The organism is Rathayibacter sp. VKM Ac-2929 (assembly GCF_022815495.1).
In the GTDB taxonomy this organism is placed as follows: domain Bacteria; phylum Actinomycetota; class Actinomycetes; order Actinomycetales; family Microbacteriaceae; genus Rathayibacter; species Rathayibacter festucae.
The window spans coordinates 550,348-573,043 of record NZ_JALGRV010000003.1; the positions used below are offsets into that span (position 1 = coordinate 550,348).

The window sequence follows — 22,696 nt, forward strand, 5'->3', positions numbered from 1 at the left end:
GGTGGAGTGGTGCGGGGCAGGACGCTCCGACCGGGGGACGGGTTCGTGGGGAGGGCCTAGCCCTTGACGCTGCCGGCGCTCAGGCCGGACTGCCAGAAGCGCTGCAGGCCGAGGAACGCGACGACGATCGGGATGATCGTCAGCAGCGAGCCGGTGATCACCAGGTTGTAGATCGGCTGGGCGCTGACGCCGGTGGCCTGCGCGTTCCACTGGTTGAGGCCGACGGTGAGCGGGTACCACTGCGGGTCGCTCAGCATGATCAGCGGGAGGAAGTAGTTGTTCCAGGTCGCGACGACCGAGAACAGCAGCACGGTGACGATGCCGGGGGCGAGCAGGCGGATCGAGATGGTGAAGAAGGTGCGGAACTCGCCCGCGCCGTCCATCCGCGCCGCCTCGAGCAGCTCCGTCGGGACCGACTCGACCGCGTAGACCCAGACCAGGTAGAGGCCGAACGGGCTGATCAGCGAGGGGATGATGATCGCCCACGGGGTGTTGGTGAGGCCGAGCTGGCTGAACATCAGGAAGGTCGGGACGGCGAGCGCGGTGCCGGGGACCGCGATCGCGCCGAGGACGACCGCGAAGACCGCCTTGCGCCCGGCGAAGCGGAACTTCGCGAGGCCGTAGCCGGCGAGCGTGGCGAGCAGGGTCGCTCCGCCCGCGCCGACCACCACGTAGAGCAGCGTGTTGCCGAGCCAGCGGAGGAAGATGCCGTCGCGGTAGGTGAGCGTCTCGGCGATGTTCTGGAAGAGGACGAAGTCGCCGTCGAACCAGAGGCCGAAGCTCGAGAACAGGCCGGCCTGGGTCTTGGTCGCGTTGATCACGAGCCAGGCGAGCGGCACGAGGCTGTAGAGGATGAACGCCGACATCAGCAGGGTGAAGGCGATCGACTTCTTCGGGGCGACCGAGGAGCCGCGGCGGGCGGGGCGCTTGGCCGGGGCGGCCTTCGTGGGGCGGGGTGCGGTTGCGATGGCCATCAGTTCTCCTTGCGCGCGCCGCGGAGCTGCACGACGTAGGCGATCACCGCGGTGATCACGCCCATGACGATGGCGACCGTGGCCGACGCGTTGTACTGCTGACCCGCGAAGGACAGGTTGTAGGCGTACATGTTCGGCGTGAAGTAGGTGGTGATGATGTTCGGCGCGAGCGTCCGGAGGATGTTCGGCTCGTTGAACAGCTGGAAGCTGCCGATGATCGAGAAGATCGAGGCGATGACGATCGCGCCGCGCAGGGCGGGCAGCTTGATCGAGCGGATGACGCGCAGCGGGCCGGCGCCGTCGATCTCGGCGGCCTCGTAGAGCTCGCCGGGGATCGTCTTCAGCGCGGAGTAGAAGATCAGCATGTTGTAGCCGACGAACTCCCACGTGACGATGTTGCCGATCGAGACCAGGATCCAGTCGCGCGAGAACGGCGCGATCAGGTCGGAGCCGAGCAGGTCGTTGACATTGGCGGTGAGGCCGAAGTTGTCGCCGTAGATGAAGCCCCACATCAGGACCGCGACGACGGCGGGGACCGCGTAGGGGAGGAAGACGACGATGCGGAAGAAGCCGGTGCCGTGCAGCCGGCCGCTGTCGATCGCGAGGGCGGCGACGAGCGCGAGCACGAGCATCACCGGGACCTGGACGACCAGGAACAGCAGGACGCGGCCGAAGCCCTCCCAGAAGTTCGGGTCGCGGAAGATCGCCAGGTAGTTCTCGAAGCCCACGAAGGCGTTGCCGCCGATGAGCTGCTCGCGGAACAGGCTGAGGTAGATCGAGTAGATCACCGGCGCGATGAAGACCAGCAGGAACACAACGAGGAAGGGGGCCACGAAGGCCAGGCCCTTCCACTCGCTCTTCGCGCGACTGCGCGGAACGGCGAGGGGTGCGGCCGGAGGGGTGACCTCGCGCAGCGGGACAGGGGGAGACGTCGTCGTCATCGGCGGGATTCCGTTCGGGGTCGGTTCCGACATGTTCACGTCAACATGGCAGGACGCCACCGTAGCATGGCCACGTCAACACGCGCACGATCCGTTAGGTTTCGATGGGGAAACGATGTTCCGCCTCCGGCGCGGGACTCGTGGAGGGACGGCATGGCCATCGAGACGAACGCGGCGACCGCCGTCCCACGCCGACGGAGCGTGTCGATGGCCGACGTCGCGCGACGCGCGAACGTGTCCGGGCAGACCGTCTCTCGGGTGTCCAACGGGAAGCAGAACGTCGACACCGAGACGCGCGAGCGCGTGCTCGAGGCGATGCGCGCCCTCGGCTACCGGCCCAACAGCGCCGCGCGGGCCCTGCGCACCGGCCGCTTCCACAGCATCGGCGTGATCATGTTCACGCTGTCCTCCTTCGGCAACATGCGCACCCTCGACGCCATCGCGGTCGCCGCGGCCGACGCGGGGTACTCGATCACCCTCATCCCCGTCCCGCACCCGACCCAGGGCGAGGTGTCCGTCGCCTTCCACCGCCTGAGCGAGGAGGCGGTCGACGGCGTCATCATCGTGATGGAGGCGCACCTGCTCGACGAGGCCGACATCGTGCTGCCGCCCGACCTGCCCGTCGTGGTCGTCGACTCGGCCGGCGGCGACCGCTACCCGGTCGTCGACACCGACCAGGTCTCGGGCGCGCGCCAGGCCGTCGAGCACCTGCTCGGGCTCGGCCACCGCACCGTCCACCACATCGCCGGGCCGGAGCGCTCCTACTCGGCCGAGCGGCGCCGGGAGGCGTGGGAGTCGACGCTGCGCGCGCAGGGCGCCCCGGTGCCCGAGGCGCTCGTCGGCGACTGGTCGAGCGCGTCGGGGTACCGGATCGGCCGGGAGCTGGCCGCGGACCCGGCCGTGACGGCGGTCTTCGCCGCGAACGACCAGATGGCGCTCGGCGTGCTGCGGGCCCTGCACGACGCGGGCCGGGCGGTGCCGGGCGAGGTCAGCGTCGTCGGCTTCGACGACATGGAGGAGTCGGCGAGCTTCTGGCCGCCGCTGACCACCGTGCACCAGTCGTTCGGCGACACCGGGCGCCGCTCGGTCGACATCCTGCTGCGCGAGCTGGAGTCGGGCGAGCGCTCGGGCGTGACCCTGACGCCGACGGAGCTCGTCGTGCGCGAGAGCACGGGGCCGGCGCCGCGCTGAGGTGCCCGGGGCCGCCCTGGTCGCTCGGAGGTGTCGACTGCGGGCGATACTGTGAGGCTTCTCACCCGTCCTCGCTAAGGAGCACCCATGTCGGTCGGCCTGCTCGCCGTCGTCGATGACATCCTCACCGCCGCCCTGAAGGCGAGCGCGAAGACGGCCGGTGTCGTCATCGACGACGCGGCCGTCACTCCGCAGTACGTCCAGGGGCTGACCCCGGCGCGCGAGCTGCCCGTGGTCGGGCGGATCGCGCTCGGCAGTCTCGTCAACAAGTTCGTGATCATCATCCCGATCGCGCTGCTGCTCTCCTCGTTCGCGCCCTGGGTGCTGCCGTACCTGCTGATCGTCGGCGGCGCCTTCCTCTGCTTCGAGGGCGCGGAGAAGGTGCTCGAGTGGTTCGGCGTGCACCATGCGGCGGGCGAGACGGAGGCGCGCGACGAGAAGAAGCTCGTCTTCGGCGCCGTGCGGACCGACCTGATCCTCAGCACCGAGATCATGCTGATCGCGCTCGACGGGCTGGACACCGACCTCGGCTTCGGCGGGACGCTCGGGGCGCTCGCCGTGGTCGGCCTCGGCATGACGCTGCTCGTCTACGGCGCGGTCGCCCTGCTGGTGAAGATCGACGACGTCGGGCTGCGGCTGATGAAGAACGCGGCGCGCGGCGTCCGGCGCTTCGGCGTGCGCATCGTCGCCTCGATGCCGGCCGTCTTCCGCACCATCAGCATCATCGGCACGCTCGCGATGCTCTGGGTCGGCGGGCACCTCGTCACGGCGAACCTGGCCGAGACCTTCTGGCACGGCCCCTACGACCTCGTGCACGTCGTCACCCACGCGGTCGAGGGCGCCGGCCCCGTCGTCGTCTGGATCGCCGACACCTTCGTCTCGATGATCTTCGGCCTCGTGCTCGGCCTGATCGTCGTCGCCGCCGTCACGGGCGTCCGCCGCGTCCTGAAGCGCGGCGAGCCGGCGGCGTCCCACTGACGGGTCGGGTCTCGATACGCCGCTCCGCGGCTACTCGACCAGCCTGGATGGGTCCGCAGCTCTTGCATGCTGCGCCCTCCGGCAGCCGCGCCCTTTCATGGTGATCGAGTAGCCCCGCAGGGGCGTATCGAGATCCCGCGTCCTCAGCGCTCGAGGTGCGAGTACTCCGGCAGCGCGATCGCGTCCGCGGGCGGCGTGAAGAACCGCCCCATCGTCCGCCCGATCACCGGCGTCGCCGCGACCTTCACCGCGAGCCCGAACGCCGCCACTCCCAGCCGCGACACCGGGTTCGCGACCCGCGGCACCCCCGGCGGGAGCGCCTGCGCCTGCATCACGTAGGGCCGCATGACGCGCTCGTACCCCGCGAAGCCGTCGCGCGGATCCACGTGCGCCGCGAGCTCGCCGGCGAGCACGTACGCGCCCGCGAGCGACAGGCTCGTCCCCATCCCGCTGACCGGGGAGGCGCAGTAGGCGGCGTCGCCGACCAGCGCGACCCGTCCGCTCGACCAGCGCGGCGCGTGCACCTGGCCGATCTGCTCGTAGTAGAGGTCGTCGGCCTCGTCGAGCCCGCGGAGGACGCGTTGCGCCTCCCAGCCGGCGTCGCCGAAGACCGTGCGGAGGTGGGCGCGCTGCTCGTCGATCGATCGGCGCTCGGTGCTCGCGCGGTCGAGCCGGCGGTCGATCACCTGCGAGAGCGCGACGCGGAGCGTGCCGTGCGGGTCCGGGCGGAGCGTGATGCTGCGCCCGCCGGCCGCGCTGTACCAGCGCCACCAGTCGTCGTCCGCGGCGGTGCGGGGGATGGTGGCGTAGGAGGTCTCGAGGCCGAGCGAGCGGATCTCCGGCTCGGTGCCGAAGACGAGCCGGCGGGTGCTCGAGCCGATGCCGTCGGCGGCGACGACGAGGTCGAAGCGCTCGTCGGGGGCGTTCTCGAAGGAGACGGTGACGCCGGCTCTGCCGATGGCGTCACCGTCGTCGTCGAGGCCGGTGATGCGGTCGCCGTAGCGGTACTCGGTGTGCTCGACGGTGCGGTCGACGAGGAGCCGCGCGAGGTCGCCCCGGAGGATCTCGAGCTCGGCGGTCGCGCCGCCGCTGTCGGAGGTGCCGGCCGGGAACTCGGCGAGGGTGCGTCCGCCGCGGCCGACGAAGCGGGTGCCGACCTCGCCGGTCGTCGCGGCGCGGATGTCGTCCTCGAGGCCCATCCGGCGGGCGACCTCGCGGCCGGCGCCGCGGACGTCGACGTTCTGCCCGCCGAGCCGCAGTGCGGGCGCTCGCTCGACGATCGTCGACTCGACGCCGTAGCGGTGCAGCCAGAACGCGAGGGCGGGGCCGGCGATGCTGGCGCCGGAGATCAGGACACGGGTCATGGTTGCCGCCTTCGTTGATAATCAATGAGATTGGCAATCTACACCGTTATCGTGGAAGCATGAGTGACAGCGCGCCCGATCTCGGCATCCGGACCCGCGTCCGCCAGGTGACGGAGCGGCAGCGGCTCTTCGAGCAGTCGCTGACCCGTGCGCTCTGCGTCGACGCCGTCGGGCTCGACGCGATGACGCACCTGATGTCTGCAGGGCCGCTGACGCCGACCGAGCTGGCCGGGCGCCTCGGCGTCTCGACGGCGGCGACGACCCTCGTGCTGAACCGCCTCGAGGCGGCCGGCCACGTCCGCCGCGAGCGGCACCCGACGGACGGGCGGAAGCTGATCGTCACGGCCTCGGAGGAGTCGGCGCGGCGCGCGCAGGAGCGGGTCGCCCCGCTGATCGCGGGCGTCGAGGCGGCGGTCGCTGACCTCGACTCGGCCGAGCGCGCGACGGTGCAGGCCTTCCTCGACCGCCTGCTCGCGGTCTACGACGCGGTGACGGACTGACGGGCCGGCGTCCTGGCCACGGCGGGTCTCGATACTCCGCAGCGCGGCTGCTCGACCAGCAGGGAAGGGGCGCGCCGCGTTCCGTGTGAGTCCGCGTCTTCATGCTGATCGAGTAGCGCGCGGAGCGCGCGTATCGAGATCCACGTGTTCGGAGGGTGGGTCTCGATACGCCCCTGCGGGTCTACTCGACCGGCATGCAGGGGGCGCCGGCGAGTGGACGTGGGAGGGGGTCTGGCGGAGCTGCGGGGCCCGATGCGGGTCCGTTCGCGGGAGGCGGGGCGTGCGAGTGGACGCGTGCGGGGCTCTGCAGGAGGCGCGCGGCCCGTTCCGGCTCCGCTCGCGCCTTCATGCTGATCGAGTAGCGCGTGGAGCGGGCCTATGAGATCCGCCCCGTCAGAAGGACGGGTCTGCAGACCCGCTGCGCTGAGGACGGTGGGTCTCGATACGCCCCTGCGGGGCTACTCGACCAGCATGAGGGGGCCCCTGCGCGGCTACTCGACCAGCAGGGAGGGGGCGCCGGCGAGTGGACGTGGGAGGGGGTCTGGCGGAGTTGCGGGGCCCGATGCGGGTCCGTTCGCGGGAAGTGGGGTGGACGAGTGGACGCGTGCGGGGGCCTGCTGGGGGCGCTGGGCCCGTTCCGGGTCCACTCGCGGAAGCATGCTGATCGAGTAGCGCGGAGCGGGCGTATCGAGATCCACGTGTTCGGAGGGTGGGTCTCGATACGCCCGCTGCGCGGCTACTCGACCAGCATGGGGGCCGCTGCGCGGCTACGTGGCCGGCACGGGGGCCGCTGCGCGGCTACTCGACCAGCATGCAGGGCGTCAGCAGCTGCGTGCGGAGTACGCGGCCGGGATCACCGTGGTGACGGGGGCGCCGTCGACGGTGGCGGTCGCGGTGACGGTGGCCTGGCCGGCGGGCACCGAGGCGGCGCGCGTCGAGAAGGCGGCGGAGGCGTTCTTGCCGGGCAGGATGCCGGTGAACTCCTTCGAGCCGTAGGCGGAGGCGACGGTCATCGAGACGGGGACGGTCGCGTTGTTCTGCGCCGTGACCGTCAGGGTGACCTTGCCGGCGATGCAGCGGGTCGTGGCCGTCACCGCGACGGCGAGGGCGGCGGGCGCCTTCAGCGTCACGGTCACGGTCGTCGTCTGCGAGACGGTGCCGTCGGCCGAGGTGACCGCGATCGTGCCCACTCCGCCGTTCGCGGTGGTCGGCTGCGTGACGCGCACCCGGGCCGCCGAGTCGGTGGCCACCGCGGTGAGCACCGGCATCGTCGTGCCGTCGACGGTCACGGCGTAGGAGCCACGGGCCGGCTCGAAGCCGGCGACGCCGACTCCGTTCACGCGCAGGGCGCCGAGGGTGGCGACCGCGGCGGGCGACGCCACCGACTCGTACAGCTTCGTCTCCGACACGATCAGGTGCGTGTTGGCGTAGGCGTTCATCACGACGCGGAAGGCCTTGGCCGTCACCGGCGCGAAGGTCGCGGTCAGCGTCGGCGCGGTGCCGTCGGCGGGCGCGGCCAGGGCGACCGCGGACTCGTAGCCGGGGACCGCGGTCCACGTGCTGCCCGAGGCGCCCTGGTACTGCAGCTGGTAGCTCTGCGCCCAGCTGGTGCCGCCGTCGCGCTGGAACTGCACCGACACCTGCTGCACCTGGCGGGTGGCGGGGAAGGTGTAGGTCAGGCTGCTCTGCGCGGCCTTGGCGCCGCTCGTCCAGTTGGACCAGCCCTTGTCGCCGTCGACGCCGTTGCGGGTGCGCTCCGGTCCGTAGCCCGACTCGGACGAGGTCGCGGTCGCGACGATGCCCGCATCGGGGTTGAAGTTCCGGAGCGTGCCCGCGGTGACCAGCACCGTGAGCGTCGCGGGGAGGGTCTGGCCGTCGGCCGTCGCGGTGCCGGAGATCGTCACCGATCCGGGCGCCGCGAGCGAGGCGGTGGTCAGCGGCGTCCAGTCCCAGGCGACCGGCACCGCGAAGGTGCTGGTCGAGGCGCCGACGCGGGCCGGCACGGTCGTGGGGGCCGCGGCCTGCACCGCGGCGACGGAGGCTCCGGCGGCGACGGTGAGGGACGCCGGGTCGGTGGCGGTGAGGCCGCCGACGTCGACGAGCGCGGTGACGGGGATCGACTGGCCGAAGAGGTCGGTCGCGGTGCCGGTCACCTCGACGCGGCCGGCGGCGGCGTAGGCCGAGTCGGCCGGGCGCTGCCAGGTGACGGCGACCGGTGCGCCGGTGCCCCAGGCGTACTGCGGGGCGATCGAGGCGGGCAGGGTCGGCGCGACGCCGACGGTGGTGCGGACGGCGACCGTCTGCGCGGCGGACGGGGCGAGGTCGCGCAGCGTCCAGGACTGGTTCGCTCCGCCGTTCGAGCCGTAGACGCCGACCGTGGTGTTCTCGGTGCTGGATTGGCCGTTGACGTCGAGCGAGAGCCCGATCGACTCGTTGACGAGCGTGTAGGCGGTGCCGTCGGTGGTGCTGACGATCCAGCGGGTGGCGGCGTCGGCCTTCGCGGCGTCGACCGAGAGCGTGCGCAGGTCGGTGCCGGCGCTCGTGGCGCCGAGCACGCGGCCGTCGGCGTTCTGCAGCACGACGCGGCGGGTGGCCTCGCGCTCGCCGGGGGCGACCTCGCGGACGGTCCAGCTCTGCTTCGCGGCGGCGGTGGAGTCGGTGGCGAGGGTGGTGATCGTGGTCGCGGCGCCGGTGGGGTTGCCGGTCAGCGCCTTGCCGCTCTGCGTGCCGACCAGCTGGTAGCGGTGTCCGTCGCGGAGGGCGGGGGCGGAGTCGGCGACGCCGGAGACGCCGTCGATCGAGAAGGAGGTGACCGACTTGGCGGGCACCGTGACGGTCGCGGTGCGCGACTCCCGGTCGATGGTCACCGCGGGCTTCGCGACGAGTGCGTTGCCGGTGGGCGCGGCGGCCGAGGCGGCCTGCGTCGTGACGTAGGGGGTGACCGTCGCGCCGGCGGCGATGCTGCCGAAGCGGGAGAGGTCGAGCACGACGGTCTTCGCCGTCGCGCCGGTGTTGGTGTGCACCACGGTCGCGCCGCTGCCGTCGCCGCGGACGGCGGCGGTGGAGGAGGTGTCGTTCGTGGGCATCAGGTGGTCGCCCTCGTGGACGAACTTGGTGAAGTTGCGGATCGTGTTGAACTTCGAGTTCGTCTCGACGCCGCAGACCGGGGCCTTCGTGGAGTCGCCGCCGGCGTCCGCGACGCGGCGCGCGGACTTCCAGACCTCGGCGCCGCCCTCCTGGTACGGCTTGCAGTCGAGATCGATGAAGATCGAGCCCCAGTTGAGGTTCTCGCCCTTCGGACTCATGTTGTAGAGGTCCTCGACCGGCTGCCAGAGCACCCAGGCCTTCGGCTCGAGCTCGCGCAGGTCGTCGTTGATGCGGCCCGCGATGCCGAGGCCGTTCTCGATGTTGACCGGGTCGTAGCCCGCGACCCAGTTGCCCTCGATCTCGCTCATCCAGAGGTCCTTGTCGGCCTGCTTGGCGAGGTCGCGGACGGCGAGGCGGTCGGAGGTGCCGTAGGTGTGCACGTTCATCCGGTCCACCTCGGCGCGGACGGCGGCGGAGTAGGCGGCCCAGTTCGTCTTGAAGATGCTGGGGTTGGTCTCGTCCATCGCGGCGATGCCGGCGTCGCTCGACGAGGCGTCGAGGGCGGCGGCGACGTCGGGGATCAGGTCGGCCTGGCGGGTCGGGCCCATGTGCATGCCCTCCTGCCGTCCGCCGGTCGGGACGCCGTTGGTGAGCTGCGTGCCCCAGTAGTTCGTGTTCGGCTCGTTGAAGGGGTCGAGGGTGTCGAACTCGATGCCGTACTCGTCCTCCATGTGCGCGGTGACGGTCGCGAGGTACTGGGCGAACTTCGCCTCGGCGGCGGGCTTCAGCTGCTCGCTCGAGGCGTTGAAGCCGCCGGAGACGTAGCCGCTCTCGGTCATGAAGTAGGGGGCGGAGTTGGCGAACGCCTCCCAGTGCGAGATCTGCTTCTCCTCGGCGAGCTTCTCGACCCACCAGCGCTGCGTCTCGTCGCTCGTCCAGTCGTAGGAGGAGGCGTCGCCGGCGTTCCACTTCGCCAGGAGCGCGTCGCGGTCGGCGTAGTTCGTGCTCGTGCCGCCGTAGGTCGCGGCGTCGCCGGCCGGGTTCTGCTTCCACCAGCCCTCGACCGCGCCGCCGGGGCGGAGGTAGTCCTTCACGTCGGAGGCGTTGCCGCCGCCGATGTTGTATCGGGCGATGTTGAGGTCGAGGCCGTCGTCGCCGAAGACCTTCTGATACAGCTCCTCGCGGAGGGCCTCGGGGTAGTTCCCGGTGGCGTTCGCGAACCAGACCAGGCTCGTGCCCCAGCCCTCGAACGACTCGCCCGCCGCGGCGGGGTTGGGGGTGATGCGGAAGGCGTCGGCGGCCTGCGCGGGGGCGGCGGCCGCGGGGAGCGCGAGCAGCGCTCCGGCGGCGAGGGCGGCGCTCGTGGCGAGCGCGGCGATCCGGCCCGCCTTCCGGCGAGTGCGTCTGGCAGTGGACATCGACATCGATGCGTCTCTCTTTCAACTCTGAAAGGGGAGCTGTTCACGTGAACACGCCCGTGGCCTCCGACTGTACATGTTGACGTCAACAGGCGGAAGGGCGGTCGGCGGCTCAGCGCCTCAGTGGCTCAGCGCTCAGACCGAGCGCGGGCGCTCGCGGAACGCCTCGGGCTCGCACTGGATGGTGGCGTGGTCGATGCCGTGGTCCTCGCGCAGGACGGCGAGCACGCCGGCGAGCGCCTCGCGGTAGTCGGCGTCGGGGGCGACGACGATGTGGCCGGTGGCGCTCTCCATGCCGGAGGTGATGGTCCAGACGTGCAGGTCGTGCAGCGCGAGCACGCCGGGGACCGCGCGGACGTCGCGCTCGACGGCGGCGAGGTCGACGTGCGCGGGGGCCGACTCCATCAGGATCCCGAGGGCCTGGCGGGTCAGCGACCAGGTGCGCGGCAGGATCAGCAGGCCGATCAGCACGCCGACGATCGGGTCGGCCCAGGCCCAGCCGGTGGTCAGCAGCACGATCGCGGCGAGGATCACGCCGATCGAGCCGAGGGCGTCGCCGAGGACCTCGAGCGAGGCCCCGCGCAGGGTGATGCTCTCCTTCGCGCCGGCCGAGAGCAGGCGCAGGCTGACCAGGTTGACCGTCAGGCCGATGATCGCGGTGATCAGGAGCGGCGCGCCGGGCACCGCGGGCGGCTCGGCGAAGCGGCGGACCGCCTCCACGATCACGAAGCCGGCGACGCCGAAGAGCAGCACGCCGTTGGCGAGTGCGGCGAGCACCTCGAGCCGGTAGGAGCCGTAGGTGCGCGCCTTCGCGGCGGGGCGGCCGGCGAGCGAGATCGCGGCGATCGACATCCCGAGCGCGATCACGTCGGTGCCCATGTGCGCGGCGTCGGAGATCAGCGCGAGCGAGCCGGTGGTGAGGCCGACGACGAACTCGACGACCGCGAAGGCGGCGGTGAGCACGAAGGCGATGACGAGGGGGCGCCGGTGGCGGGCGGCGGCGGAGCCGGCGTGCCCGTGGTCGTGACCCATGCGACTCCCTGCGCTCCGCTCGCCGCGACGACCGCGGACGTATTGTCGTATGCACACTCTTGCACATATGGACTCGGATGCGAAGGGTGCCCGCGCCGATCCGCCTGCGACACTGGAGAGGTGTCGTCCTCCCGCTCGCTCCGCACCCTCCGCGGTGTCGTGGCGGCGACGGTGGCGACCCTCACGGCCCTGTTCTTGCACGTCGCGGGCGGCGGCGAGGTGCCGGGTCTCCTCGGACTCGCGGTGCCGCTCGTGCTGTCGGTGCCGGTCTGCGTCGCGCTCGCCGGCCGCGGGCTCTCGCTCGCGCGCCTGGCGGTCTCGGTCGGAGTGAGCCAGCTGCTCTTCCACGCGCTCTTCGAGATCGGCGCCGTGGCCGGGCCGGCCGGTGCCGCGCACGCCCACGGCGGCCCGATCGACATCAGCGCCGCGACGGCCCACGCGGGCGGGCACGACTCCTCGATGGGGATCGCGCACCTGCTCGCGGCGGTCGTCACGATCGCCGTCCTGCACCGGGGCGAGGCGCTGCTGATCGCGGTCGCCGCGACGACGGCCCACGCGGCCGCGCGACTCGTGCGGGTGCCGGCCGTCCCCGTCCTCGCGTCGGCGACCGGGCGCCGCTCGTTGACCGCGCCGCGCGCGATCCTCCCGGTCGTGGCGGACGTGCTCTCCGACGCCGTGCCCCGCCGCGGGCCGCCCGCCGCCCCCGCCTCCTGATCCTCGACGCGCGCTGCGCGTCCTCATCGACCCCTGCCCGCGGGCGGGGTCTGTGCGCGATGCCCCGTCCCTCCGGACCGGCCGCGCGAAGGGAGCCACTGCTGTGGCGCACGCACCGTCCTCCACGCCCCTCGGCCACGACGGCCCCGACGACGACGACCTCCTCCCACCCGGGCGGCCGGCCGCCGCTCCGCTCCGCGCGGCGGAGGCGACCCTGCTGCTCGCCGTCCCCGCGGCGGTCGCGGTCGCGCTCGCCGGGCTCACCTGGACCGGCGCGTTCTCGACCGAGACCCGCCTGATCGATCCCGGCGAGCTGGTGACCCGCGGCCTGCCGATCGCGCGGGTCGTGCACGACACCGCCGCGTCGCTGACGATCGGCCTGCTCACGGCCGCGACCTTCCTCCTGCCCGGGCAGCGGATCGCGCCCGGGATCGTCTCGTACTCGCAGAACCGGGCGCTGCGCTGGGCGACCTGGTCGGCGGCCGTCTGGGTGGCGTCGGCGCTCGCCGTGCTCGTCTTCACGGCGGCGAACGCGATCGGGCAGCCGCTGGACGCGCCGGGCTTCCGGACCCAGCTGGTCTTCTACGCCACGCAGCTCGAGCTGGGGCAGACGCTCGTGGCGTCGACGGCGTGCGCGACGGCGGTGCTGCTGCTCACCCTCTTCTCCCGGCGGCTCGGCTGGGTGGCGGCGGCGACCGCGATCGCGGTGCTGGCGCTCCTGCCGCTCTCGCTCTCCGGGCACGCGGCCGGCGCGGACGAGCACGCGAACGCGGTGAACAGCCTCGCGGTGCACCTGATCGGAGTGACGGCCTGGGCGGGCGGGCTCGCCGCGGTGATCCTGCTGCGGCGGACCGTCGGCGGCGAGATCGGCACGGTCGTCGCGCGCTACTCGGTGCTGGCCGGCTGGGCGTTCGGAGCGGTCGCCTTCTCCGGGCTCGTCAACGCGTCGCTCCGGATCGAGGGGGTCGAGGACCTCGGCACGCCCTACGGGCAGCTGCTGATCGTGAAGGCCGTCGCGCTGCTCGCGCTCGGCGGCGCGGGGGCCTGGCACCGGCTGCGGCTGATCCCGCGGCTGCGCGCAGACCCGGCCGACCGCCGCGCGTTCACCGCGGTCGCGGTCGGCGAGGTGCTGGTGATGGCGCTGACCATCGGCGTCTCGGTGGCGCTCTCGAACAGCGCGCCACCGGTCTCGCAGGACCCGGTGAGCGGCGACGCGCGCCGCAGCCTGCTGGGCTTCCGCTACCCGCCCGAGGTGACGCCCGCGCGGATGCTCGACCAGTGGCACCTCGACGCCGTCTGGCTCGGGATCGCCGTCGTCGGCGCCGCCCTCTACGTGCACGCGGTGCTGAAGCTCCGGCGCCGCGGCGACGCCTGGCCGCTCGGCCGCACGCTCGCCTGGGTGGCCGGTTGCGCCGCCCTCGCCTACACGACCAGCGGCGGGCCGGGCGTGTACGGGCAGGTGCACTTCAGCACGCACATGATCCAGCACATGCTGCTGATGATGGTCGTGCCGCCGCTGCTCGTGCTCGGCGGGCCGGTGCTGCTCGCGCTGCGGGTGCTGCCGGTGCGCCGCGACGGCGGGCGGGGGCTGCGCGAGTGGATCCTCGCGGTCGTGCACTCGCGCTACCTCGCCGTGCTGTCGAAGGCGCCGGTCGCCGCGGTGCTCTTCGCGGGCAGCCTCGTCGCGTTCTACTACACCGGCTGGTTCGAGTGGGCGATGTTCAGCCACCAGGGCCACGTGCTGATGACCCTGCACTTCCTCGCGACCGGCTACCTCTTCTTCTGGGTCCTGATCGGCGTCGACCCGGGGCCGGACCGCCCGGGGCACGTGCTGCGGCTCCTGGTGATGCTGGCGACGCTGGCCTTCCACGCCTTCTTCGGCCTGGCGATCATGTCGCAGACCACCGTCCTCGCCGCGCCCTGGTGGACGGCGCTCGGGTACACCGACACGGAGGCACTGCTCGCGGACCAGGGCGTCGGCGGCGGGATCGCCTGGTCGGCGGGCGAGATCCCGATGGTGCTGATCGCGCTGGTCGTCGTCGCGCAGTGGGTGCGCTCGGAGGAGCGGACGGCCAAGCGCTACGACCGCCGCGCCGACCGGGACGGCGAGGCCGAGCTCGCGGCGTACAACGCGCGGCTGGACCGGCTCGACCGCCGGGGGTCCTGAGCGGCGGGGCGACCGGCCCCGCCGGTGCGCGTCAGTGGCGCGAAGAGGTGTCCGCGTCCCAGAGGATCTCGAGCGGGTCGTCCGCGTCCTCGCCGGCCAGGAGCTCGGCGTGCCGGCGATCGGCCTCCTCGGCGGAGATCTCGCCGAGGTCCATCGAGGCGCGCAGGGCCGCGGCCCGGCCGCCCTCGCGGGTGAGGAAGGGGTCGGCGGGGGTGGCGTGCCGGACGCCGTCGCGGGCGTCGAACGCGGAGGCGGTGATGCCCGTCACCGCGGGGGAGGAGGCGAACAGGGCCATCGCGACCCGGTCGGCCGCCTGCCAGGCCGAGGCCGACGAGCCGCGCTCGGCGATGATCGGGCCGTCGGGGGTGCCGATGGTGAGCCGCTCGATGTCGGGGAGGAGGCGGAGGATGCGCGCCGCGGCGTCGAGCGCCTCGGCGGGCACGGAGTCGACGGGGCCGGAGAACAGCGGGGTCCAGTCCTCGATCGGGAGACGGTGCCTCCAGGTGTCCATCCGGGCTCCTTCCGTGATCGTTCACGGCGTCGTCACGACGTGCACGTGCCTGAAGGCTAGAGCGGGCCCCCGCGCGCGTCGACCCCCGGATCGAGGGAGTGCGTTTTCGGGACCACTCCGGTCCGCGGGCGGCGAGGCCGTCCCTCCGGGCGACCTGTCGAGCTGTGCGGGCGCTGTGCCGCGCGGAGCGCGGGTGGGTGCCTGCGGCGTGATGCCTGGTCGATCCACGTGCCCCGGGGTGACCCCGGAGAGGACGGAGCAGCGCGTGCCCCGTCCGCCTCGCCCGGAGGGGCGGTGCCGCCCAGCCTAGGCTGGAGCGCACGAGGCGGGGGGTCGTCGTGCACGGACGGGACGCGGTGGTCGAGGCGCTCGCGCACGCGTTCCTCGGCGCGGAGTGGACCCCCGCCGGGCTGCGCGCCGCGGCCGCCGACTCCCTCGGCGCCCGCCGCCGCTGGATCGGCCCGCTGGTCACCGCCGTGCTCGTCGCCTTCCCGCATCCGCCGCTCGACGCGCCGCGCGAGCTCGCGCAGGTGGTCGCGGGGCTGCTCCCGGAGCGCGCGCAGCCGGTGGTCGCGCACCTCGCGCCGGTTCCCGCTCGGGCCGTGCCCTCCTCCTCGCCGGTGCCCGCGATCGACGGCCGGGACGACCTCGCGCGGCTGCTCGGGCTCGCGCCGGCGCAGCTGGACGGGTTCGCCGACCTCGGGCAGTGGAACCGCCGGACGCCGCACGGTGCTCCGAACCCCGGCGCTCTCCAGAACTACGACCACGTCTGGCGGCAGCGGCCGGGCCGGGCACCGCGGCTGCTCGAGGTGCCGCGCTCGCGGCTGCGCGCGGTGCAGCGGAGCGTCCTCGACGAGATCGTCGGCCTGGCGCCGGTGCACCCGGCCGTGCACGGCTTCGTCCCGGGGCGCAGCGCGATCACCGGGGCGGCCGTGCACGCGGGCTCGGCGATGCTGATCACCCTCGATCTGCAGCGCTTCTTCGCGCAGGTCACCGCGGTGCGGGTGTTCCGGCTGCTGCGCGGCGAGGGGCTGCCCGAGGCGGTCGCCTTCGCACTGACCGGGCTGTGCACGCACGCCGTCCCGGTCGCTGCGATCCACCGGATGCCCGCCGGCGGCGCCCCGGAGGAGCGGGCCGCGCTGCGCCGCTCCCTCGCCCTCGCGCACCTGCCGCAGGGTGCGCCGACCTCGCCCGCGCTGGCGAACCTGGCGCTGCGCCGCCTCGACGCCCGGCTGACCGGCTATGCGGAGGCGGCCGGCGCCCGCTACACCCGCTACGCCGACGACCTCGCCTTCAGCGGCGGCGCGCGCTTCGCCCGGCGGGCGGAGGCCTTCGCGCGCGGGGCGGCGCGGATCGTGGAGGACGCGGGCTACGCCGTGAACCCGCGGAAGACGCGGCTGCGCCCCGCGTCCACCCGGCAGAGCGTGACCGGCATCGTGGTCAACGCGCACCCGGCCGTCCGGCGCGCCGACGTCGACCGGCTGCACGCGATCCTGCACAACTGCGCCGTGCACGGGCCGGCCGGGCAGAACCGGGCGGGCGTGCCCGACCTCCGGGCGCACCTCCTCGGCCGGATCGCCTGGGTGAGCGCGGTGCATCCCGGCCGCGGAGCGAGGCTGCGGGCCTTGTTCGAGCGGATCCCGTGGCCGGAGCCCTCAGGGGCCGCCCCGTCCCTCGATCCCGCGGGGCCGCGCCCGTAGGATGCAGCGGTGCCCGTGACCCTCCCCGCTCCGCGAACGATCGACCCCGCCTCCGTCCCCGCCCTGCGCTGGGGAGTGATCGGCACGGGCATCGCCGACGCCTTCGTCGCCGCGATCCACTCCCGCTCGGTGCAGCGCGCCGTCGCCGTCACCGCCCGGGACGCCGAGAAGACGCGGGCCTTCGCGGACAAGCACGGCATCGCGACGGTGCACGCGACAGTCGAGGAGCTGGTCGCCGACTCCGGGATCGACGCCGTCTACATCGCGACCCCGCACCCGCTGCACCGCGCGCAGGCGCTCGCCGCGATCGCGGCCGGCAAGCACGTGCTGATCGAGAAGCCGATCGCGATGTCCGCGGACGAGGCGCGCGAGATCACCGACGCGGGCCGCGCCGCCGGCCTGCTGGTGATGGAGGCGATGTGGGCGCGCTACCTGCCCCAGGCCGACGTCATCCGCCAGGTCGTCGAGAGCGGGGTGCTCGGCGAGCTCCGCCTGGTCACCGCCGACTTCGGCTTCTCCGTCCCCGTCGATCCGACCGGGCGGCTCTGGGCGAAGGAGCTCGGCGGCGGCGCGCTGCTCGATGCCGGGGTGTACCCGATCTCGTTCGCGTCCTCGGTGCTCGGCGCGCCCGCCTCGGTCGTCGCCTCCGGGACCGTCGACCCGGGCACGGGCGTCGACGCGAGCGCCGACCTGCTGCTGACCACCGCCTCCGGCGCCCGCGCGCTGCTGTCGACCTCGCTCCAGACGTCGCTGCCGGTCGAGGCGATGGTGCTCGGCTCGGAGGGGCGGCTCGCGGTGCACAGCCCGTTCTTCGGGCCGAGCGGCGTGACGCTGACGCTCGGCAGCATGAGCTCGGGGCAGGACTCGGAGGTCTGGACCGACGAGGGGCCGTGGCCCTACGGCGCGCTGTCCTTCCAGGCGACGGCGTTCGCCTCCTACGTCGACGCGGGGCTCGTGGAGTCGCCGGTGCACCCGCACCACGAGGTCGTCTCGGTGCTGGCGACGATCGACGAGGCCCGCCGCCAGGTCGCGGCGCAGGCGCAGGCGGCCCCGTCCACCCCGGCCGCGCCTCCCGCTCCGGCCGTCTGATGCGCATCCTCACCTGCCTGCACACGATGGAGGTCGGCGGCAGCCAGATCAACGGGATCGAGCTCGCCGGGCGGATGGCCGCGCTCGGCCACGAGGCGGTGGTCTACGGGCCGGACGGCGATCTGCGCCCGCTGGTCGCCGAGCTCGGGCTGGACTGGGAGGAGGCGCCGGAGAAGGGGCCCCGCCTGTCCTTCCGGAGCATGGCGCGGCTGCGGCGCCTCGTCCGCGAGCGGCGGATCGACCTGATCCACGCCTACGAGTGGGCGCCGACGATGGACGCCGCCTTCGGGCCGCACCTGATCGACGGCGTGCCCGTGGTGACCACGGTGCTCTCGCCCGAGGTGCCCGACTTCGTGCCGGCTGCCTTCCCGATGATCGTCGGCGTGGTCGAGCTGCTCGAGGAGGAGTCGCGGCGCCGGCCGACGCTGCACCTGATCGAGCCGCCGGTGGACACCGAGCTGAACGCGCCGGTCGAGGACCCGGCGCGGACGGCGGAGCTGCGGGCGCGCTTCGACGTGCAGGACGGCGAGATCGCGGTCGTCACGGTGGCGCGGCTGGTCGTCGACCTCAAGCGCGAGGGGATCCTCGCGGCGATCGAGGCGGTCGGCGCGATCGGCGACGAGCACCGCCTGCGGCTGATCGTCGTCGGCGACGGCCCGGTCCGCGGCGAGCTGCAGGCCGCGGCGGACCGGGTGAACGCGGGGCGCTCGCGCGAGCTGGTGACGCTGACCGGGCAGATGCTCGACCCGCGCGACGCCTACGCGGTCGCCGACATCGTGCTCGGGATGGGCAGCAGCGCGCTGCGGGGGATGGCGTTCGCGAAGCCGCTGGTCGTGCAGGGCGAGAAGGCGTTCTGGCGGCTGCTGACGCCGGAGTCGCTGCCGTTCTTCCTCGACGGCGGCTGGTACTCGCTCGGCGACGGCGTCGACGGGCCGGGTCGCCTCGCCGGGATCCTCGCGCCGCTCGCGGCCGACGCGGAGCTGCGGGAGCGGCTCGGCGCGCTCGGGCGCGAGGTGGTCGTCGAGCGCTTCAGTCTCGCGGCGGCGGCGCGCACCCAGGCGGCGATCTACGCGGAGGCGGTGGCCGCGCGGAGCACGCTGCCGCGGCGGCTGCGCGCGCTTTCCCGCCCGACGGTGCGGTACGCGGCGTACCGGCTGCACCCGGTGAAGCGGCGAGTCCTGGGGCTGCTCGGGCGCTGAGTGCGGCGCTCCCCGACAGCTGTTGCCCACGTCGGCGATTCCGTCAAGGGTCTCCTCCTGGCCGCTGAGCGCGTCCTACAGTCCTGTCATCCGGCCGCATCCGGAGACTCCGTCGTCCCGCGACGGCTGCGGGCGCGGCCCCGACGACGGGGAGGACCAGATGTCCAGAGACGATGTGATGCCGGGCCGGTTCGCCCGCTTCGTGAAGTGGGTGCACCGTGCCGACGGCTGGGAGCCGCAGTACCTGCGCGGCCGCGTGCTGGCGAAGACCGACGGCGCCTGGATCGTCGCGGTCGACGGCCAGGAGACCCGCGTGATGAAGAAGGAGTGGAGCGTGTACCGCTGAGACTGCCCGATCGCCGGACGCCGGAGATCCGCGAGACCGGTCCCGGCGCGTTCGTCCTCGAACTGCGCCGCACCCGCCGCCGGCCGTCCGAGGAGCTCGGCCTGCTGCTGCGCGACCGCGGCCGCTGGATCGCGATCGGCCCGGAGGGCGTGCTCGCCTCCGCGGAGAGCTTCGACGAGGCGCTCGCGACCCTGCAGCCCCCTTGCTGATCGAGCAGCCCGCGGAGAGGGCGCACCGAGATCCGGCGGCGCCGAGAGGTGGGGTCTGCAGGCGTGCCGTCCCGGACACGGTGCGTCTCGATACGCCCCTGTCGGGGCTGCTCGACCGGCAGGGGGCGTGCAGGCGGTGGTGGGTGCCGCAGAACATCAGCTGAGACGGGTGGGCCTCCTCTGTCAGCGGAGGGCACCCCTTCTCAGCTGATGTTGTGCGGTGCTCACGTCCCTTCCTGCTGATCGAGTAGCCCGCGGAGCGGGCGTATCGAGATCCGGCGACGCCTGGAGTGGGGTCGCCGGGCCCGCCGTGCTGGGGAGGGTGGGTCTCGATACGCCCCTTCGGGGCTGCTCGACCAGCATGGTCGGCGGCGGCGTCAGCGGTGCTTGCCCGGGGCCTGGATGCCGAGGACGGCGAGGGTCAGGGTGCCGGAGGTGCTCTGCGCGGCGGACGGGGACGACTCCGGGAGCCGCAGGGTGAGGCGGAGGTGATCGGTCGCTCCGATGGCGAAGGCGGGGGAGGCGGGCAGGTCGATGCGGGCCGTGGCGGGGCGGTCGGCCGCGACGGTGGTCGTCGTGCCGGGGCAGGTCGCGGCGTCGGACGACCAGGCCACCGAGCAGCGCTCGAGGGCGAGCTGCAGGCCGTCGGAGGCGCTCGCGCCGACGGTCGTCGCGGCGGACTCGAGCTGCAGGGCGCCCATCGAGACGGTGCCGGCGTTGGTGAGGTCGACGAGGCGCCGGGCCGTGCCGCCGGGCAGCAGATCGGCGACGGGGACCTGCACGGTGGTGACTCCCGTGGCGTCGAACTCGGCGACGACGGTGCCCGCGCCGACCTGGGCGCCGGCGGTCGCGCGGTCGAGGAACAGGGCGGACGCGGAGGCGCCGGCGCCGAGCACCAGCGCGATCGCCGCGGCGAGGGCGAGCGGTGCGCGGGAGCGGCGGCGGGTCGGGACCGCGCGCCGACGGCCGTGCGCGCGGGTCGCGGGCGTGCCGATCGCCACCGTGCCGCTCACGACCGCACCTCCGTCGGCCGGCGCCAGATCACGACGAGCACGGCGCCGACCACGAGCGCGCCGCCGACCGCGAAGAACGCGAAGCGCGCCTGGGGCTGCGCGAGCGCGATGCTCGGCCAGCCCAGCAGCGGCACGACCGACTCCTCGCGCCAGATCCGCTGATCCGCGATGGTGACGATCCACGGGTCCGCCTGCGGGTTGTTGTCGCCCTTGGTGGTCAGCGCGAGGAGCCCCGGCGACCAGCCGCGCAGCTCGGCGGCCTCGGCGTCGGAGTAGACGAGCGTGACGCGGTGGATCACCCGGCGCTCGGGCACGTCGGGGTCGGTGAAGACGATCACGTCGCCGGCGCGCACCGCGGCCTGGTCGACGGGGAGGGTGACGGCGAGCGAGCCGACGGGCATGTCCGGCGCCATCGAGTTCGAGAGCACGGGCACGAGGCGCACGACGCCGAGGGCGGACGCGACGAAGACGGCGACGCCGGCGAGCGCGACGAGCGCGACGACCAGGCCGAGGAGGCGGCGGAGGCCCGCGACGACCGGTCTGCTCGCGACGGGTCCGCTCACGACTGCGTCGCTCCTGTCCGTGCTGCTCACGACCGAGCCTCCTTCCGCCGGCGGCCGGTGGCGGCGAGCAGAAGCCCGGCGCCGAGGGCGAGCAGGCCGCCGAGCAGCGCGGCGCCGACGTCGCGGCCGGTGACGGCGAGGCCGTTCCCCGGGCCGCCGTTCCCGAGGGCGCCGTTCCCGGAGGCGCCCTCGTCGACCGCGCCGTTCCCGGAAGGGCCGCCTCCGGGAGCGCCGGAGTCGTCGATCGCCCCGGTCTCGCGCACGAGCACGCGCAGGGCGGCCGACGTGCTCTCGAGCGCGTTGCCGGAGCCGGCCGGGAAGCTCACCCGGACCCGCACGCCGACGGTCTCGCCGCGGTCGAGCGCCCGGGACCCGTCGAGCCGGCCGAGCGACGCGGCCGGTCCGGTGCCCATCGGCTCGACGCCCTCGGGGCAGAGGTAGCGCTCGACGGAGCGGCCGTCGGCGACGAGGACGTCGTCGATCGTGAAGGCGGAGGGGCAGAGGTCGACGTCCAGCTGGAGACCGGCGCGCGGATCGGTGGCGAGCGCGTCGCCGCCGTCGACCGCGAAGGCGACCGACACCTGGTGCGCCGACGAGCCGACGTTGGTGACCTCGGCGGCCCACTCGGTGGTGTCGCCGGGGGCGAGGCCGGTGAGGGCGGCGGGAGCCGTCAGCTCGCGCACGTCGAGCAGGGCGGCGGGCGGAGCGACCGACGCCGCGGACACCGCGGGCGCGAGGAGGACCGCCGCGAGGACGGCGCCGATCGCGCGCAGGGCTGGCATGGGGCTCCGAGGGGAAGAAGAGGAGGAGGAGGAGGAAGAAGGAGGAGGTGCTCCCGCCCCGGCCGCGCGTGCGGGCGGGCACGGCGCCGGGGCGGGAGCGGTCGGCTACTTCTGGATGCCGGCGCGCTGGATGGCGGCGGCGGTGAAGGTGATCTGCGCGGCGGCGTTCTCGTAGTCGTTGTCGGCCGCGGTGGGCAGCACGAGCTCGATCAGCGTGTTCAGCGAGACGTCGCCGGCGTCCGACGGGAAGGTGCCGGTCGCCGTGGGGGTGAGGCCGAAGTTCGCCGGCGTGAAGTTCGCGGCGTTGGCGACTCCGCCGATGGTCGACAGCTTGCCGCTGCCGGTCGTCGTCGTGGTCCCGGCGCAGGTGTACGGGCCGTTCACCGCGGGGGCGGTCGCGGCGGTCGTCCACGCGACGGTGCAGGTCAGCAGGCGGTAGTTCAGGCCGTCCGTGCCGGTGACGAGCGACTCGCCGGGGCCGGCGAGCAGCGGGTCGTCGGTGCCGGCGGTCTCCGAGGTGACGTCCTGGTAGAAGCGCACGGTGGAGACGAGGTCGCCGTCGTTGGTCGCGTTCGGGAGCACGAGGGTCAGCGGGCGCTGGATCGTGTCGCCGGGCGCGATGTCGGTGACGGTGAAGCCGCCGGTGACGTTGATGTCGGTCTGGCCGGCGTCGACGTTGCCGACCGCGGTGCCGGAGTCGGTGAAGACGGCGAAGGCGCCGGCGCCGGCGAGGGCGCCCGCGGCGAGGAGGACACCGCCGGTGAGGGCGATCCTCTTCCAGGGGGCGCGCTTGCGGGAGTCGTTCTCGGTGGAGGCTGTGGCGGTCATGACGGTTCCTTTCAGATGGGTGCCCGGTGCGGGCCTGGTCTCCCTCACGCGGGCGTGTGCAGGACGGGTGGGAGGGTTCGTGGGGCGAGG

General features: G+C 73.7%; 20 protein-coding genes. 10 read left to right on the plus strand and 10 right to left on the minus strand.

All coding sequences use genetic code 11. The annotated features are described in order from the left end of the window. Positions 1-56: 56 nt before the first annotated feature. The gene (locus MT355_RS11720; protein ID WP_123444435.1) at positions 57-974 is read right to left on the minus strand and encodes a carbohydrate ABC transporter permease; all 918 of its coding nucleotides are present in this window, start codon (positions 972-974) and stop codon (positions 57-59) included. Next, positions 974-1,915 carry a carbohydrate ABC transporter permease gene (locus MT355_RS11725; protein WP_123444496.1) on the minus strand — a complete coding sequence of 314 codons (942 nt, stop codon included), beginning with the start codon at positions 1,913-1,915 and terminating at the stop codon, positions 974-976. The genes MT355_RS11720 and MT355_RS11725 overlap by 1 nt, the downstream gene beginning before the upstream one ends. A 153-nt stretch (positions 1,916-2,068) precedes the next feature. Between MT355_RS11725 and MT355_RS11730 the strand changes: the two genes are divergently transcribed. Beyond that, positions 2,069-3,106, plus strand: coding sequence for a LacI family DNA-binding transcriptional regulator (locus tag MT355_RS11730; RefSeq protein ID WP_127888132.1), 1,038 nt, complete (start codon positions 2,069-2,071; stop codon positions 3,104-3,106). A gap of 87 nt (positions 3,107-3,193) precedes the next feature. Then, the gene (locus tag MT355_RS11735) at positions 3,194-4,084 is read left to right on the plus strand and encodes a DUF808 domain-containing protein (protein ID WP_243599660.1); all 891 of its coding nucleotides are present in this window, start codon (positions 3,194-3,196) and stop codon (positions 4,082-4,084) included. Between the two features lie 143 nt (positions 4,085-4,227). On the opposite strand, the gene MT355_RS11740 is transcribed toward MT355_RS11735, so the two are convergent. Then, positions 4,228-5,448 (minus strand): FAD-dependent monooxygenase, encoded by a 1,221-nt coding sequence (locus MT355_RS11740; RefSeq protein WP_243599661.1) that lies wholly within the window; start codon positions 5,446-5,448, stop codon positions 4,228-4,230. Positions 5,449-5,507: 59 nt separating this feature from the next. Between MT355_RS11740 and MT355_RS11745 the strand changes: the two genes are divergently transcribed. Then, positions 5,508-5,948, plus strand: coding sequence for a MarR family winged helix-turn-helix transcriptional regulator (locus MT355_RS11745; RefSeq protein WP_243599662.1), 441 nt, complete (start codon positions 5,508-5,510; stop codon positions 5,946-5,948). 821 nt (positions 5,949-6,769) lie between these two features. Here MT355_RS11745 and MT355_RS11750 read toward each other — a convergent pair. Beyond that, positions 6,770-10,453, minus strand: coding sequence for a discoidin domain-containing protein (locus tag MT355_RS11750; RefSeq protein WP_243599663.1), 3,684 nt, complete (start codon positions 10,451-10,453; stop codon positions 6,770-6,772). 135 nt (positions 10,454-10,588) lie between these two features. Then, positions 10,589-11,485, minus strand: coding sequence for a cation diffusion facilitator family transporter (locus tag MT355_RS11755; RefSeq protein WP_243599664.1), 897 nt, complete (start codon positions 11,483-11,485; stop codon positions 10,589-10,591). A gap of 120 nt (positions 11,486-11,605) precedes the next feature. Here MT355_RS11755 and MT355_RS11760 point away from each other — a divergent pair, with 120 nt between their 5' ends. Together MT355_RS11760 and MT355_RS21610 are read left to right on the plus strand one after the other, a co-directional pair. After that, positions 11,606-12,199: a hypothetical protein gene (locus MT355_RS11760; RefSeq protein WP_243599665.1), complete on the plus strand. Its 594-nt coding sequence runs from the start codon at positions 11,606-11,608 to the stop codon at positions 12,197-12,199. A 103-nt stretch (positions 12,200-12,302) separates the two neighbouring features. Continuing rightward, the gene (locus tag MT355_RS21610) at positions 12,303-14,366 is read left to right on the plus strand and encodes a cytochrome c oxidase assembly protein (RefSeq protein ID WP_243599666.1); all 2,064 of its coding nucleotides are present in this window, start codon (positions 12,303-12,305) and stop codon (positions 14,364-14,366) included. A gap of 31 nt (positions 14,367-14,397) precedes the next feature. Here the strand turns inward: MT355_RS21610 and MT355_RS11770 are convergent, their stop codons facing one another. After that, a complete protein-coding gene (locus tag MT355_RS11770) occupies positions 14,398-14,877 on the minus strand; it encodes a hypothetical protein (protein ID WP_243599667.1) in 480 nt (159 codons plus the stop codon). Between the two features lie 338 nt (positions 14,878-15,215). Between MT355_RS11770 and MT355_RS11775 the strand changes: the two genes are divergently transcribed. From MT355_RS11775 to MT355_RS11795, 5 genes are all read left to right on the plus strand, one after another. After that, positions 15,216-16,577: a reverse transcriptase family protein gene (locus MT355_RS11775; RefSeq protein WP_243599668.1), complete on the plus strand. Its 1,362-nt coding sequence runs from the start codon at positions 15,216-15,218 to the stop codon at positions 16,575-16,577. Between the two features lie 9 nt (positions 16,578-16,586). Then, the gene (locus MT355_RS11780) at positions 16,587-17,666 is read left to right on the plus strand and encodes a Gfo/Idh/MocA family protein (RefSeq protein ID WP_243599669.1); all 1,080 of its coding nucleotides are present in this window, start codon (positions 16,587-16,589) and stop codon (positions 17,664-17,666) included. Next, entirely contained in the window at positions 17,666-18,865 is a 1,200-nt protein-coding gene (locus MT355_RS11785; protein ID WP_243599670.1) for a glycosyltransferase family 4 protein, read from the plus strand. Before MT355_RS11780 ends, MT355_RS11785 begins: the two co-directional genes overlap by 1 nt. A gap of 160 nt (positions 18,866-19,025) precedes the next feature. Then, positions 19,026-19,211 (plus strand): hypothetical protein, encoded by a 186-nt coding sequence (locus MT355_RS11790; RefSeq protein WP_123734602.1) that lies wholly within the window; start codon positions 19,026-19,028, stop codon positions 19,209-19,211. Further along, the gene (locus MT355_RS11795; protein ID WP_123444448.1) at positions 19,193-19,420 is read left to right on the plus strand and encodes a hypothetical protein; all 228 of its coding nucleotides are present in this window, start codon (positions 19,193-19,195) and stop codon (positions 19,418-19,420) included. Before MT355_RS11790 ends, MT355_RS11795 begins: the two co-directional genes overlap by 19 nt. A gap of 377 nt (positions 19,421-19,797) precedes the next feature. Here MT355_RS11795 and MT355_RS11800 read toward each other — a convergent pair whose 3' ends face one another. The 4 genes from MT355_RS11800 to MT355_RS11815 all read right to left on the minus strand — a co-directional run bounded on the left by MT355_RS11800 (position 19,798) and on the right by MT355_RS11815 (position 22,606). Further along, on the minus strand, positions 19,798-20,433 hold the full coding sequence (locus tag MT355_RS11800) for a peptidase (protein ID WP_243599671.1): 636 nt from the start codon (positions 20,431-20,433) through the stop codon (positions 19,798-19,800). Continuing rightward, positions 20,430-21,026, minus strand: a complete 597-nt coding sequence (locus MT355_RS11805; RefSeq protein WP_243599672.1) for a signal peptidase I — start codon at positions 21,024-21,026, stop codon at positions 20,430-20,432. The genes MT355_RS11800 and MT355_RS11805 overlap by 4 nt, the downstream gene beginning before the upstream one ends. Beyond that, positions 21,023-21,778 (minus strand): sortase, encoded by a 756-nt coding sequence (locus MT355_RS11810; RefSeq protein ID WP_243599673.1) that lies wholly within the window; start codon positions 21,776-21,778, stop codon positions 21,023-21,025. The genes MT355_RS11805 and MT355_RS11810 overlap by 4 nt, the downstream gene beginning before the upstream one ends. 105 nt (positions 21,779-21,883) lie before the next feature. Next, entirely contained in the window at positions 21,884-22,606 is a 723-nt protein-coding gene (locus tag MT355_RS11815; protein WP_123731715.1) for a TasA family protein, read from the minus strand. Positions 22,607-22,696: the final 90 nt, after the last annotated feature.